Source organism: uncultured Microbacterium sp., from assembly GCF_963521645.1.
Taxonomy (GTDB): domain Bacteria; phylum Actinomycetota; class Actinomycetes; order Actinomycetales; family Microbacteriaceae; genus Microbacterium.
In genome coordinates this window covers 1-13,947 of record NZ_CAUQVQ010000064.1, presented here as the reverse complement: position 1 = coordinate 13,947, position 13,947 = coordinate 1, and the positions used below count along the sequence as shown (strand labels likewise).

Annotated in this window: 12 protein-coding genes; 6 read left to right on the top strand and 6 right to left on the bottom strand. The window is 70.1% G+C overall.

Features of this window, described 5'->3' with window-relative positions; all coding sequences use genetic code 11:
* Positions 1–164 precede the first annotated feature (164 nt).
* The 4 genes from RWO82_RS12165 to RWO82_RS12150 all read right to left on the bottom strand — a co-directional run bounded on the left by RWO82_RS12165 (position 165) and on the right by RWO82_RS12150 (position 5,139).
* Positions 165–1,493 carry an enolase C-terminal domain-like protein gene (locus tag RWO82_RS12165; protein ID WP_314427369.1) on the bottom strand — a complete coding sequence of 443 codons (1,329 nt, stop codon included), beginning with the start codon at positions 1,491–1,493 and terminating at the stop codon, positions 165–167.
* Positions 1,490–3,070, bottom strand: a complete 1,581-nt coding sequence (locus tag RWO82_RS12160) for an aldehyde dehydrogenase (NADP(+)) (protein ID WP_314427367.1) — start codon at positions 3,068–3,070, stop codon at positions 1,490–1,492. The genes RWO82_RS12165 and RWO82_RS12160 overlap by 4 nt, the downstream gene beginning before the upstream one ends.
* A gap of 38 nt (positions 3,071–3,108) precedes the next feature.
* Positions 3,109–4,044: a 5-dehydro-4-deoxyglucarate dehydratase gene (locus tag RWO82_RS12155; RefSeq protein WP_314427365.1), complete on the bottom strand. Its 936-nt coding sequence runs from the start codon at positions 4,042–4,044 to the stop codon at positions 3,109–3,111.
* Positions 4,045–4,161: 117 nt separating this feature from the next.
* Positions 4,162–5,139: a 2-hydroxyacid dehydrogenase gene (locus RWO82_RS12150; protein ID WP_314427362.1), complete on the bottom strand. Its 978-nt coding sequence runs from the start codon at positions 5,137–5,139 to the stop codon at positions 4,162–4,164.
* Between the two features lie 260 nt (positions 5,140–5,399).
* Between RWO82_RS12150 and RWO82_RS12145 the strand changes: the two genes are divergently transcribed.
* From RWO82_RS12145 to RWO82_RS12130, 4 genes are read left to right on the top strand one after another with little or no spacing between them, the layout of a single operon-like run.
* Entirely contained in the window at positions 5,400–6,968 is a 1,569-nt protein-coding gene (locus RWO82_RS12145) for an ABC transporter substrate-binding protein (protein WP_314427360.1), read from the top strand.
* A gap of 31 nt (positions 6,969–6,999) precedes the next feature.
* Positions 7,000–7,992 carry an ABC transporter permease gene (locus tag RWO82_RS12140; protein ID WP_314427357.1) on the top strand — a complete coding sequence of 331 codons (993 nt, stop codon included), beginning with the start codon at positions 7,000–7,002 and terminating at the stop codon, positions 7,990–7,992.
* Positions 7,982–8,950, top strand: coding sequence for an ABC transporter permease (locus RWO82_RS12135; protein ID WP_314427353.1), 969 nt, complete (start codon positions 7,982–7,984; stop codon positions 8,948–8,950). The genes RWO82_RS12140 and RWO82_RS12135 overlap by 11 nt, the downstream gene beginning before the upstream one ends.
* 6 nt (positions 8,951–8,956) lie before the next feature.
* Complete coding sequence (locus tag RWO82_RS12130; protein ID WP_314427350.1) at positions 8,957–9,682, top strand: sulfite exporter TauE/SafE family protein; 726 nt, start codon at positions 8,957–8,959, stop codon at positions 9,680–9,682.
* A gap of 22 nt (positions 9,683–9,704) precedes the next feature.
* Here the strand turns inward: RWO82_RS12130 and RWO82_RS12125 are convergent, their stop codons facing one another.
* Positions 9,705–10,703, bottom strand: a complete 999-nt coding sequence (locus tag RWO82_RS12125; protein WP_314427348.1) for a 2-hydroxyacid dehydrogenase — start codon at positions 10,701–10,703, stop codon at positions 9,705–9,707.
* A complete protein-coding gene (locus tag RWO82_RS12120) occupies positions 10,700–12,013 on the bottom strand; it encodes a glucarate dehydratase family protein (RefSeq protein ID WP_314427346.1) in 1,314 nt (437 codons plus the stop codon). Before RWO82_RS12120 ends, RWO82_RS12125 begins: the two co-directional genes overlap by 4 nt.
* 150 nt (positions 12,014–12,163) lie before the next feature.
* On the opposite strand from RWO82_RS12120, the gene RWO82_RS12115 reads away from it, so the two are divergent.
* Together RWO82_RS12115 and RWO82_RS12110 are read left to right on the top strand one after the other, a co-directional pair.
* Entirely contained in the window at positions 12,164–13,072 is a 909-nt protein-coding gene (locus RWO82_RS12115; RefSeq protein ID WP_314427343.1) for a LysR family transcriptional regulator, read from the top strand.
* A 125-nt stretch (positions 13,073–13,197) separates the two neighbouring features.
* The coding region (locus RWO82_RS12110) for an ABC transporter ATP-binding protein (RefSeq protein WP_314427340.1) at positions 13,198–13,947 on the top strand (750 nt) is incomplete at its 3' end.

The window sequence follows — 13,947 nt, the reverse complement described above, 5'->3', positions numbered from 1 at the left end:
ATTGCGAATGGTTTCCATAGAACCCCATGACAGTGCAATGTACAACTGTACTGGTACGACTTTTCTAGCGCAGGATGCCCGCGATCGCCGATCTCGTAACATGATCGTCACCCGTCGATGCACGCGCGGGATGCGGGTATCTGCCTCTTGAACAGGGAAATTATTCAGCGGACGAGGCAGGGGCGCTTGCTGTCGAACCGCCAGTCGGGCACGAGGTACTGCATCGCGATCGCGTCGTCACGCGCCCCCAGGCCGTGTTCGATATAGAGCTGATGAGCCTCGGCGAGCCGCTCGCGATCGATCGTCACGCCCAACCCTGGGCGCTCGGGCACACGCACCGCACCGTCACGGATCTCGGGCGCATCGACCGTCAGCTGTTGGCCGTCCTGCCAGATCCAGTGCGTGTCGAGCGCCGTGATCTCACCGGGCGCCGCGGCCCCCACCTGCGTGAACATCGCGAGGGAGATGTCGAAGTGGTTGTTCGAGTGCGAACCCCACGTGAGGTCGAAATCGGCGCACAACTGCGCCACGCGCACCGAACCCGCCATGGTCCAGAAGTGCGGGTCCGCGAGCGGGATGTCGACGGCATCCGCACGGATGGCATGCGCCATCTCGCGCCAATCCGTCGCGATCATGTTCGTCGCCGTGCGCAGCCCGGTGCGTCGACGGAACTCGGCCATGACCTCGCGGCCCGAGAACCGGCCCTCGGCCCCGCACGGGTCTTCGGCGTAGGCGACCACGTCGCGCAGGCGCCGGCCGATGCGCACAGCATCCTCCAGCAGCCACCCGCCGTTCGGATCGAGCGTGATGCGCGCCTGCGGGAAGCGCTGCGCGAGCGCGGTGACGACGTCGGCCTCGACGTCGCCGTCGAGCACCCCGCCCTTGAGCTTGAAGTCCGAGAAGCCGTACCGCTCCTGCGCGGCCTCGGCGAGGCGCACCACGGCATCCGCGCTCATCGCCTCCTCGCGGCGGATGCTCTCCCACGCGTCACCGCTCTCGCGGAGGTAGGGGAGGTCGGTGCGATCGGGGTCGCCGATGAAGAAGAGGTAGCCCAGCATCGGCACGGTGTCGCGCTGCTGCCCGTCGCCGAGCAGCTCGGCCACGGGCACGCCGAGCTGCTGCCCATGCAGGTCGAGGAGCGCCGACTCGATGCCGGTCACGGCATGCACGGTGGTGCGCAGATCGAAGGTCTGCGCACCTCGGCCGCCCGCGTCGCGGTCGGCGAAGCGCGTCGCCACCGACCGCAGCAGCGATCGGTAGCGTCCCACGGGCTGACCGGTGAGCATCTCCCCGGCGTCGGCGATCGTGCGACGGATCGACTCGCCGCCGGGGACCTCACCGAGGCCCTCCCGCCCGTCCGAGTCGGTCACGATGACGATGTTGCGCGTGAAGAACGGCCCGTGCGCACCCGAGAGGTTGAGCAGCATCGAGTCGTGGCCCGCGACCGGAACCACCTCGACCGTCCGGATCGTGGGCACGGCGCTCGCGCTCATGCCTCGTGCCGTCCGTCGACCAGACGCGGCAGGTGCCACGGGTTGGCGTCGCGCAGCGCCTCGGGCAGCAACTCGTCGGGGATGTTCTGGTACGCCACCGGGCGCAGGAAGCGGTCGATGGCGAGAGAGCCGACGCTGGTCGTGCGTGCATCGCTCGTGGCGGGGAAAGGACCGCCGTGCACCATCGCGTGCCCGACCTCGACCCCGGTGGGCCATCCGTTCGCGAGGATGCGCCCGACCTTGCGCTCGAGCACCGGCAGCAGGGCGACCGCGAGCTCGTGGTCGACCGCGGTCAGCTGCAGCGTGGCGGTGAGCTGCCCCTCCAGTCGAGATGCCGCCTGCACGAGCTCATGGCCATCGCCGTAGCGCACCACCAGCGAGGCCGCGCCGAAGATCTCCTCGTGCAGCACGTGATCCGCGTCGAACGATGCGAGGTCGGCGGTATGGATCACGGGCGCCGGAGCGTGCGGGCCCTCGCCGTCGGAGCCCCGGGCGAGCACCTCGGCGTGGGCGTCTCTCGTCTCGACGCCCTCGCGCCAGGCATCCGCGATGCTCGGCGAGAGCATGGTCTGCCCTCCCGCCGCGGCGAGCGCTGCCGACACCGCGCGCAGGAAGGCATCGCCCCGCTCTCCGCGAGGCACGAACACGATCCCCGGCTGCGTGCACAGCTGCCCGCTGGAGCCTGTCGCACTCTGCACGTATCCGGCGGCGAGCGCGTCGACGTCTCCCTCGAGCGCACCAGGGAGGAGGAAGACGGGGTTCACGGAGCTCATCTCGGCGTACACCGGGATCGGCACGGGTCGCTGCTGCGCTGTACGCACGAGGGCGAGTCCGCCCTCGCGTGAGCCCGTGAATCCGACGGCGTGGATGTCGGGATCGGCGACGAGCGCCTGCCCGACACTGCGACCGGGTCCGAAGATGTGCGAGAACACGCCGGGGTGCAGACCGTGCGCGTCGATCGCGCGGGCGATCGCCGACGCCACCAGCTCGCTGGTGCCGGGGTGCGAGCTGTGCGCCTTGAACACCACGGGGCATCCGGCGGCCAGAGCGGATGCGGTGTCTCCGCCTGCCGTCGAGAACGCCAGCGGGAAGTTCGACGCCCCGAACACCGCAACCGGCCCGAGCGGCACCTTGCGCTGGCGGATGTCGACGCGCGGCAGCGGGGTGCGGTCCGGCAGCGCCGGATCGATCCGCACGCCCCGGTGCCCCCCGTCGCGGACCACCTCGGCGAACAACCGCAGCTGCCCGGTGGTGCGCGCCCGCTCGCCGACCAGACGCGCCTGCGGCAGTCCGGTCTCTTGCATGGCCCGGTCGATCAGCGCGTCGCCCAGCGCCTCGATCTCATCGGCGATCGAGGCCAGGAACACTGCGTGCGCTGCGGGGTCGAGTCGCGAGAACATCGGGAACGCCTCAGCAGCCGCGACAGTCGCATCGCGCAGCTGGTCGACGTCGATCTGCGAGTACGGCGGGTCGAGCCGCTCGCCCGTGGCGGGGGCGATCGCATGCAGGTCCGGTCCGGAGCCGGGCACGGAACGCCCGGCGATGGATGAATGCCCGGTGAGTACGGCGGTGGTCATGTCACACTCCTGGAGTCGACGACGGGGACGGCGAGAGGTCAGGCGGGAACGGCGGCGAGCACTCCGGAGCGCTCGAGGAGCTCGGCGAGGTCCGCGTCGTCCTGCGCGGAGAGGTCGTGCAGCGGGGGACGCACCGGTCCCACGCCGTGCCCGGTCAGACGCAGCCCGGCCTTGACGATCGAGACGCCGAAACCGCGGCCGCGGTCGCGGATCGCGATGTACGGCAGCACGAACCGGCCGAGTTTGTCGGTCACGGCGGCACGATCCTGCGCGCGCACGTCGCGGTAGAACTCGAGCGCGAACTCGGGCACGAAGTTGAACATCGCGGAGGAGTAGGTGCTCATGCCCATCTGCAGCAGCGGCAGAGCGTAGGTCTCGGCGGTGGGCAGACCGCCGAGGTAGAACAGCCGCTCGCCGTTGCGCACGTAGACCGACGCGAGGTGCTCGATGTCACCCGTCGCGTCCTTGAAGCCGATCACGTTCTCGTGGCGGTCGGCGAGCGTGGCCATGGTCTCGGCCGAGTAGATCGCGTTGCCGCGGTTGTAGACGATGATCGCGAGCCGGGTCGCCGATGCGATCGCCGAGACGTGCTCGATCAGACCGCGCTGGTCGCACTCGGTGAGATAGGGCGGCAGCACGAGGATGCCCTCGGCGCCCGCCTCCTCGGCGGCGCGGGCGTTCGCGACGGCGTGCCGGGTCCACCCGCCGGCCGAGGCGAGCACCGGGACCTCGGGCCGGGACGACTGCACGGCCGCACGCACGACCGCGGCCGACTCGGCGGCGTCGAGGCTGAAACCCTCGCCCGTGCCGCCGGCGGCGAACAGCCCTGCGACGTCGAACCCTGCTTGCCACTCCACATGCTCGCGGTAGCGCTTCTCGTCGAACTCGAGGTCCGGCGTGAAGGCCGTCGCGGGGAACGAGAGCAGCCCCTCTCGAAGGTGGGCGGCCAGCTCGCTGGGCGTGAATCGTGCCACGGTGCACTCCTGGGTCTTTCGCGCCGGTGTCCGGCTCGGATCTGAACAATCGTCACGCTATGCGTGAAACGATGCGCCTACAAACCAAATGGTGGATGGATCAATGCCCTGACGGCATCAGACCGTCGATGTCTCCGGGACGGGCGTGGGCAGCGGCTCGCCCGCGAGGTGCGCCCGGAGGTTGGCCAGCGTGAGGTCGCCCATGTCGCGCCGGGTCTCGTGCGTGGCGCTGCCGACGTGGGGCAGCAGGGTCACGTCGTCGCGCATCAGCCGCTGCGGCACGTGCGGCTCGTGCGCGAACACGTCGAGTCCCGCTCCCGCGATCTCGTCGCGCTCGAGGGCGGCGATGAGCGCCTCCTCGTCGACCACCGAGCCGCGGGCGATGTTCACCAGGTACCCCTCCGGTCCGAGCGCACGGATCACCTCGGCATCCACCAGGTTCTCGGTCGACGCTCCCCCGGGCACCGCGACGACGAGCACGTCCGCACGCCGGGCGAGCTCGACAGCCGAGGCCACGTGCTCCCACGGCACGCCCTCGACCGGGCGGCGGGTCGTGTAGAGGATCGTCGCGTCGAAGGCCGCCGCACGCCGGGCGATGGCCTGGCCGATGCGACCGAGCCCGAGCACGCCGACGGTGCTGCGCGAGAACCGTCGCGTCAGCGGGAACCCGCCCGACTCCCACGCGCCGTCGCGGAGGAACCGCTCGGACGCCCCGAACCGCCGGAAGACGTCGAGCATGAGCGCGAGTGCGGTGTCGGCGACGCAGTCGGTGAGCACGTCGGGCGTGTTCGTCACGCGGATGCCGCGGGCCGCGGCCTGCCCGACATCGGTGGTGTCGTAGCCCACACCGAAGTTCGCGACGAGCTCGAGGTTCGGCAGCGCCGCCATGAGCACGGTCGAGACCCCCACTCGTCCGCTCGTGACGACGGCGCGCACCCGGGAGGCGACTTCAGGATCCAGCGCCTCGACATCGTCGGGAAGGCGCACGACGGAGTACTCGTCCTGCAGCGTCCTCTGCAGCGACGGGAGCAAGGGACCCGCCTGGGCGACGGAGCCGGGGGCGACGGGCGATGCATGATCTGAAGGGTTTGTCATGGCGCGAGACTACGTCCAGCCAACGATGCAGTTCCATAAGCGAACTTGCATGGATTGATGCAGCTGCTGTATCTATGGGGAGAGATCGGCGGAATACCGCGGCTCTCGTCCCGAGCGAGGGATGCAGCGGAGGACCGACGCCCGGCGCGAGCCGCTGATGCACCCCACGCATCGGTTGACGCTCGCCCGAGCGGTCTGCGACATTCACAACGAGCCGAGAGCCACCGTGGGCCGCGGCCGTCCCCTACCTGGAGGAACCGATGAAGCTTTCTTCCCCCCGACGCAGAGTCGTCCGGGTATCCGCCGTGACCGCCGGAGTCGCGTCCATCGCCCTGCTCGCATCGTGCTCAGTCGCGAACTCGGAGTCGCAGGGGGGCGGTGAGGGCGGCGGCGGAGACACCCTGCGCGTCGTGCTCACGCAGGAGCCCCCGACGCTCGAGGCGTGCGATGCGAACCTCACCTCGACAGGTGTGGTCGTGCGCAGCACCGTCACCGAGCCGCTCGTCGAGCGCAACCCCTCGACCGGAGAGCTCGAGCCCCTGCTCGCGACCGAGTGGGAGCAGACGGGCGACACCGAATGGACGTTCACGGTGCGCGACGACGTGACCTTCCAGGACGGCACGCCCTTCGACGCCGAAGCGGCCGCCTACTCGATCGACCGGGCCGTGAACGGGTCGCTCGGTTGCAACGTCGAAGGCTACATCTTCGGCGACGACGACCTCGAGGTCGCGGCCACCGACGCCACGACTCTCACGGTCACCACGCCCAGCCCCGACCCGATCCTGCCGCTGAAGCTGTCGTTCATCGAGATCGTCTCTCCCGACACCTCGAACACCGAGTTCGTGCGCGAGCCCGTCGGCACCGGCCCCTACGCGATCGGCGAGTGGCAGGCGGGCACCAAGCTCACGCTCGATCGCAACGACGACTACTGGGGCGATGCTCCCGAGTTCGCCTCGGTCGAGTATCAGTGGCGCTCCGAGGGCACCGTGCGGGCCGCGATGATCACGAGCGGCGAGGCCGACATCGCCCTCGGCCTCAGCTCGGAAGACGGCATCGGCGACCAGGGCGTCAGCTACCCGAACAACGAGACGATCGCGCTGCGTTTCTCGGGTCAGACCGCGCCGCTCGACGACATCCGCATCCGCCAGGCGATCAACTACGCCATCGACCGCGAAGGCATCGTCTCCTCTCTGTACCCCGACGGTGACAAGGTCGCCGCACAGCTGATCCCGGAGGGCATCGTCGGCTTCAACTCCGAGCTCGAGCCCTGGGAGTACGACCCCGAGAAGGCCACGGCCCTCGTCGAAGAGGCCGCCGCCGACGGAGTGCCGGTCGACACGAAGATCCTCATGCCGGTGCGCACCGCGCAGTTCCCGAAGGTCAGCGAGCTCGGCGAGGTGCTGCGCGAGCAGCTGGCCGCCGTCGGACTCAACGTCGAGCTGCGCATGGTCGACACGACCCAGCACCTGCAGTACCAGCTGAGCCCGTTCGTGACGAACGAGGGACCGATCTCGATGCTCATCCAGCACGGCAACCAGGCGGGTGACGCCCAGTTCACGGTCGAGCAGTACATGCTCACGGGGGCCGCGCAGGCCGAGTTCGGCGACCCGGGTCTCGACGAGCTCATCAACACCGCTCGCACCCTGACCGGCGACGAGCGCCAGGCCGCCTACGAAGAGGTGTTCGCCTACGAGCGCGAGAACGTCGTCGCACTCGCGCCGATCGCCCACCAGACGGTCATGCTCGGTCTCTCCGACCGGGTGACGTACGAGCCCAACTCGTCGACGGGTGACGAGCTGCGCATCAAGGAGGTCTCGCTCGCGGACTGACCGCGAGCGAGAGTGAGAGAGGCGGGCGACCATGTGGACCTACCTGAGAAGACGAATCCTGCAGAGCGCTCTGCCGCTGATCGCCGTCGTACTGGGTGTCTTCGTGCTCGCCCGTCTCACCGGCGATCCGTCGCAGCTGTATCTGCCGCTGAACGCCACCGACCAGATGCGCGAGGACTTCGCCGCCCGCAACGGCTTCGACCTCCCGCTCTGGCAGCAGATGGGCGACTACTTCCTCGGTGTGCTGCAGCTCGACTTCGGCCAGTCGCTGCGCACCGGTGAGCCCGCAGCCGAGATGGCGCTGCGCGCCTTCCCCGCCACGCTGCAGCTGGCCGCGGTGACGATGATCCTCGCGATCGTCGTCGCCGTGGCGCTCGGCAGCTGGGCGTCGCTGAAGCCCAACGGCATCGCCGACCGCATTGTGAGCTTCTTCTCGATGACCGCCGCCAGCGTGCCGGACTTCTGGATCGCGATCCTCGGCATCTGGATCTTCGCGATCACCCTCGGCTGGCTGCCGACCTCGGGCACCGACGGAGCCCTCGTGTGGATCCTGCCGATCGCCACGCTCATGCTGCGACCGGTCGGCGTGCTCGCGCAGGTGGTGCGCGGGTCGATGGTGACCGTGCTCGGCCAGCCGTACATCCAGGTGGCCCGCAGCCGCGGCGCCGGCCAGATGTACATCGTCTCGAAGCACGCGCTGCGCAACGCCGCAGCCCCCGCCCTCACCGTGGCCGGCGACCTCACGGTCGGACTCGTCAACGGTGCGGTGGTGGTCGAGTCGATCTTTGGCTGGCCGGGCATCGGCAAGCTCATGATCGACTCGATCCTGCAGCGCGACTTCGCGGTGCTGCAGGCCGCGGTGCTCATCACGGCGCTCGCGATCTTCGCTCTGAACATCATCATCGACCTCGGGTACGCGCTGCTGGATCCGCGCGTGCGGCCGACCTCGCGATCCCGTGCCCGCCGCCGCGGACCCGGATCGCTCTCCGACACGAAGGCAGAGGTGCTGACGAATGTCCGTTGACGACGCATCCACCGTCACCGTCCTCACGCAGAAGGCTCGCCAGAGCCGCGGGTCTGGGCGCGCCAACCTGTGGCGGCTGCTGCTGAAAGACAGAGTCGCCACCGTCGCGGCCGCCGTGCTCGCCTTCATCGTGCTGACCGCGATCGTCGGTCCTCCCCTGTTCGGCGAGATCGCCCAGCGGCAGGACCTCGGCGCGCGCAACATGCCCCCGTTCAGCCTGCAGCTCGGGTGGGAGTACATCCTCGGCAGCGACTCGCTGGGCCGCAGCCTGCTCGCCCGCATCATCACGGCGGCGGGCACCACACTGGGCGTCGCCGCGGCGGCCGTCGTCGTCTCGGCGATCGTCGGCTCGATCTGGGGCATGTGGGCCGGCTTCCACCGCGGATGGCGCGAGTCGGTGTCCATGCGCATCGCCGATGTCATCATGAGCTTCCCGTCGCTGCTGCTCGCCGTCGTGATCCTCTACGTCTTCAACCCGAGCGCGGCGAACATCGTGCTCGTGCTCGCGATCACCCGCATCCCGCTGTACCTGCGCACCGCGCGGGCGGATGCCGCCGAGCTGCGATCGCGCATGTTCGTCGACGCCGCGACGAACTTCGGCGCCAAGAACAGCGCCATCGTCTTCCGGCACATCGTGCCGAACGTGCTGCCCACGCTCGTCACGCTGGCGACGCTGGAGTTCTGCTACGTGATGCTGGCCGAGTCGTCGCTGAGCTTCCTCGGCATCGGCATCCAGCCGCCCGACGTCAGTTGGGGTCTCATGGTCTCGCAGGGTCGCCAGTACCTCGCCGAGGCGTGGTGGCAGTCGGTGCTGCCGGGTCTCGCGATCGTCATCACCACGGTCTGCGCGAACGTGCTGGCCGCGTGGCTGCGGCTCGCGACCGACCCGGGTCAGCGCTGGCGCCTGCAGACGAAGAAGCGCCGCCGCCTGATCGGCGCTGTCTCCCCTCGGCGCTGATCCTCGGTGACGCCGCTCGAGTTCGCGCTGCTGGCCGCGGTGATCCTCGCCGCGAGCTGCCTGCAGGGCTCGATCGGCTTCGGCATGGGGATGCTGGCGGCGCCGTTCATCGCCCTGATCGACGCGAGCCTGCTGCCGGTGATCGTGATCATGCTGGCGACGGTCGTCACGCTCATCGTGGCGGTGATGGACCGTGCCGCCCTCGACCTGCGTGGTGCGGGCTGGGCGCTCGCGGGCCGGGTGCCGGGCACGGTGCTCGGCGCGTGGCTGGTCGCGGTGATGTCGACGACGCTGCTGTCGTGGGCCGTCGCGGTGGTCGTGCTGGTCGGGGTGCTCGTGTCGCTGCGGGGCTGGCGCCCGCGGGTGACGCGCACGTCGCAGGCCGTCGCCGGCGCGCTGTCGGGCGTCATGGGCACCACGACGTCGGTGGGCGGAGCACCCATGGCGATCATCTGGCAGTCGTCCGAGGGGCCGCGGCTGCGCGGCACGATGTCGGCGTTCTTCCTGGTGGGTTCGTCGCTGTCACTCGTGGCCCTGTTCCTCTGGGGAGCCGTGCCCCCGCACGCGCTCGCGACCGCGGGCTGGATGGCTCCCGTCGCGATAGTCGGCGTCGTGGTGTCGCGATTCGTGAACCGGTTCCTCAACCGCCGGCGCACGCGCGCGATCGCCCTAGGCGCCTCGGCCCTGGGCGCGCTGACGCTGATCGTGACGCGTGTCGTCGAGATGCTCTGAGGGCGCGGCTCGGGCCTGCGGCTCAGCGCACGCGGCGTTCGAGCGGGAGGCCGACGTCGAGCAGGTCGATGTTGCGGGCGATATCGGCGGCGCGCGCGACGAAGACCTCGCGGGCATGGCCTGAGTAGTGCGGCGTCAAGACGACTCGGTCGAGCGCGGCGAATCTCTGCACCGCCGGTGGCGCGGTCGTGCCCTCGGGCGCACCCCACCAGACGTCGATCGCGGCGCCCCCGAGACGCCCCGCGCTGAGCGCGTCATAGAGCGCGTCTTCGTCGATGAGGCCGCCACGGGCGACGTTGACGATCAGAGCGTCGGGATGCAGGTGCGCCAGCGCCTCGGCGTCGATCAGCCCGCGGGTGCTCTCGGTGAGCGGGGCGGTGATCACCACGACGTCGCTCTCGCGCAGCAGTGCGGGCAGCTGATCCTCGCCGTACACGGCGTCGAGCAGCTCGGTGCCCGGGCCCCCGGCATCCGGATGCCGCCGCAGCGCGACCACGCGCATGCCGAACGCCTTCGCGAGCGGCGCGACCGAGCGGCCGATCTCGCCGAAGCCGATGAGCCCGAGGGTGCTGCCGGCGAGCGAGCGGTGGTAGGGCACGGCATCCTCTGCCGATCCCCCGACCGTGGCGACCGTGCGCCACTCGCCCCGTCGCATCTGCGCGTCGGCCTCGAGCGCGCGGCGGCGCAGCATGAGCGCGGTCATCATCACGTGCTCGGCGATCGCGGGGCCGTGGTGGCCCGTGTTGCACAGCGGTACGCCGTCGGGCACGGCACCGGCATCCACCCGGTCGACTCCTGCGCCCGTCGCGTGCACGAGTCGCACGCGGTCGCTGCCCGCCATGTCGTCGACCGTGAGCCGCGAGCAGACGACGACCTCGGCGCCGTCGATCGCGGCCCTGGCAGAGCCCGGTACGTCGAGGTCGGCGAACACCCACTCGTGCTCCCGCGCGGTGCGGCGCAGATCGTCAGCGAACGCCGAGATGATCGGATCCGTGACGGCGATGCGCAGCGGCGCGGTCACCAGCGGGGGCTTTCGAGCACGTATCCGGGTTCGATGCGCTGCATGTAGCCGGTGTCGTCACGCTCGCGGATGCCGCCGTCGAGGTACTGGCGGTGCAGGCGCTCGAGGGCGTCAGGGTCGAGCTCAACGCCGAGTCCCGGCGCGGTCGGCACGTCCAAAGAGCCGTCGCGGAACGCCAGCACGCCCGGAGCGATGACGTCTTCGTCCTCGCGCTTCCACGGCCAGTGGGTGTCGCAGGCGTAGCCGACGCCCGGGGTCGCGGCGGCGAGGTGGGTCATGGCGGCGAGGCTGATGCCGAGGTGCGAGTTCGAGTGCATCGACAGCCCCCAGTCGAACGTCTCGGCGAAGCCCGCGAGCAGACGCGACCGCTCAAGCCCGCCCCAGAAGTGGTGATCCGACAGCACGATGTCGATCGCGCCGAGGCGCACGGCATCCGCGATGTGCGAGAAGGCGACGACGCACATGTTCGTCGCGAGCGGCAGGTCGGTGCGGCGGCGCACCTCGGCCATGCCCTCGAGGCCCGGCGTGGGGTCTTCCAGGTACTCGAGCACGTCTTTCAGGGCGTCGGCGACGTGCAGCGAGGTCTCGACCGTCCACGCGCCGTTCGGATCGATGCGCAGCGGGTGATCGGGGAAGGCCTCACGCAGGGCGAGGATCGCCGCGATCTCGTCATCGGGGGCGAACACGCCCGCCTTGAGCTTGAGCGCGGTGAAGCCGTACTCGTCGACGATGCGACGGGCCTGCGCCACGATGCCGTCGGGGGTCACCGCCTCGCCCCAGTCGTCGGCGTCGGCGCCGGGGTGGCCGGCCCACTTGTAGAAGAGGTATCCGCTGAAGGGCACGGCCTCGCGCACCCGCCCGCCGAGCAGCTCGCTGGCCGGCATCCCCAGGATCTTGCCGCGGATGTCGACCGTCGCGACGCCGAACGGCGAGAGCACGCGGTCGCCGGTGCTCGTGCCGGTGACCATGCCCGACATGCCGTGTCCGCCGCGCACCGCGTCGCCCGCGATACCGCGCTCGACCCGCAGCCGCAGGTCGTTCACCGCGAAGACGTCGCAGCCGAGCACCGCCTCGGCGGCCAGGCGCAGGCGCTGCAGGTGGGCGGCGTCACCATAGGTCTCGCCGAGGCCCAGCACGCCCGACTCGGTCGTGACCTGCACGATGGCCCGCAGGGCGAGCGGCTCGTGCACGCCGACGGTGTTGAGCAGCGGCGGATCCTGGAACGCGACGGGGGTGATGCGGATCGACCGCACCGCGTTCTCGGGCAGCCGTGTGGCCGCGGGGACCGACAGCAGGAACTCTTCGGACATCACGCCTCCGTTGGTGAGATTCCGTGGACTCCGGATGATCGGATTCCGCGTCATCGTGCTTCTTCGACACTCGAGCCTCTTCGACACTATGGTGGGGACGAATGCGCAGACAAACCAAAAGACGCACTGATTGATATCGGGAGTGGATCGATGATCTCGCTGGTACAGCTCGAATGCTTCATCGCCGTGGCCGAGGAGCTGCACTTCGGCGCGGCTGCGACGCGACTGAAGATGACGCAGCCGCCGCTCAGCCGACAGATCCAGCAGCTCGAGCGCGAACTGTCCACGCGCCTGTTCGACCGCACGAGTCGTCGCGTCGCCCTGACCCAGGCCGGGCGCGCGCTGCTGCCGAACGCACGACGGCTCATCGACCTCGCGGCCAAGGCCGTCTCGGACGTGCGCTCGGTCGGCGAAGGAGCCGCCGGCACCGTCACGATCGCCTACACCGCCATGGCCGGGCAGGCCGTGGTGCCCGACCTGCTGCGTCGCGCTTCGGCCGAGCTGCCCGGGGTCACGCTGCTGCTGCGCGAGCTGGTCTCCCTCGACCAGATGGAGGAGCTCGAGAAGGGCACGGTCGACATCGGTCTCATGCGCCCGCTGCTGGCCCGACCGCAGATCAGCACCCGCGCGGTCTACCGTGAGCGGCTCGCCGTCGCGGTGCCGAGCGACTCGCCGCTGGCCCAGCTCGACGAGCCGATCAAGCTCATCGACCTGAAAGACGAGCAGCTGCTGATGTACTCGCCCAGCGGCGCGCGGTACTTCCACGACCTGCTGCTGTCGATGTTCGTCGCGAGCGGCGTGCATCCGCACATCGTGCAGTACGCCGGTCAAGTGCCCGCACTGCTCGCACTCGTCAGCGCCGGCATCGGCTTCACCCTGGTGCCCGAGTCGGCCGCGCGCATCTCGCCGGCCTCGGTCACCCTGCTGCCCATCAGCGAGAGCGATCCCTCCTCGCGCGTCAACAGCGTCGAGCTCGACATCGCCTGGAACTCCGAGTCGCCCAACCCGCTCGTCGAGAAGCTGCTGAGCCTGATCGACGACGTCGACACGGGCGAGTGATCGATGCATCCCCCGCATTGCCCAATGCGGATGTAGAGCTTGATCGGGATGAATCGACCCGCCTAACGTGAACGAGAAGCTGTTCAGCCCCCGCTGACATCACCCGTGCTCGATGAGGAGGACGTATGCCGAAGGACGTCGCCGCGACCGCCGATGAGCCCACCCGCCTCGGCGAGAACGCCGCAGGAACGCCGGCCGGAGCATCCGCCGCAGGAACGCCGGCCGGAGCATCCGCCGTGCACGCCCGATCTGCCGCATCCGCGTCACGCGCCGACATCCTGCGCGTCGAGGACCTTCGCGTCGCGTACCGCATCGGCGACCGCGAGGTCGACGCGGTGCGGGGAGTGAGCCTCAGCGTCCGCCGCGGCGAGGTGGTCGCGATCGTCGGCGAGTCGGGGTCGGGCAAGAGTACGGTCGCGCAGTCGATCATGAACCTCCTCGCCCCGAACGCCGAGGTGGTCGGCGGGCGCATCGAGTTCGACGGCGAAGACCTCATCGGCCTGAGCGAGCGGCGCTGGCGCGGCATCCGCGGGCGCCTGATGGGCCTCGTGCCGCAAGACCCGGCGCTGTCGCTCAACCCCGTGCGGCGCGTGGGCGTGCAGGTCGCCGAGCCCCTGCTCGTGCACGGTCTCGCGACGAAGCACGAGGCGCACGACCGCGCGGTCGAGCTGCTCGAGATGGCGGGTCTCACGTACCCGGCCGAGCGGGCGAAGCAGTATCCGCACCAGTTCTCGGGCGGCATGAAGCAGCGCGCCCTGATCGCCGGAGCGCTGGCCGCGCAGCCGAGCCTGATCATCGCCGACGAGCCGACCAGCGCCCTCGACGTCACGGTGCAGAAGCAGATCCTCGATCACCTCGCGCACCTGACGCAGGAG

Excerpts from the sequence above, each read along its gene's own strand:
- RWO82_RS12165 (WP_314427369.1), bottom strand. The coding sequence starts at position 1,493 with ATGAGCGCGAGCGCCGTGCCCACGATCCGGACGGTCGAGGTGGTTCCG.
- RWO82_RS12160 (WP_314427367.1), bottom strand. The coding sequence starts at position 3,070 with ATGACCACCGCCGTACTCACCGGGCATTCATCCATCGCCGGGCGTTCC.
- RWO82_RS12150 (WP_314427362.1), bottom strand. The coding sequence starts at position 5,139 with ATGACAAACCCTTCAGATCATGCATCGCCCGTCGCCCCCGGCTCCGTC.
- RWO82_RS12145 (WP_314427360.1), top strand. The coding sequence starts at position 5,400 with ATGAAGCTTTCTTCCCCCCGACGCAGAGTCGTCCGGGTATCCGCCGTG.
- RWO82_RS12140 (WP_314427357.1), top strand. The coding sequence starts at position 7,000 with ATGTGGACCTACCTGAGAAGACGAATCCTGCAGAGCGCTCTGCCGCTG.
- RWO82_RS12135 (WP_314427353.1), top strand. The coding sequence starts at position 7,982 with ATGTCCGTTGACGACGCATCCACCGTCACCGTCCTCACGCAGAAGGCT.
- RWO82_RS12120 (WP_314427346.1), bottom strand. The coding sequence starts at position 12,013 with ATGTCCGAAGAGTTCCTGCTGTCGGTCCCCGCGGCCACACGGCTGCCC.
- RWO82_RS12115 (WP_314427343.1), top strand. The coding sequence starts at position 12,164 with ATGATCTCGCTGGTACAGCTCGAATGCTTCATCGCCGTGGCCGAGGAG.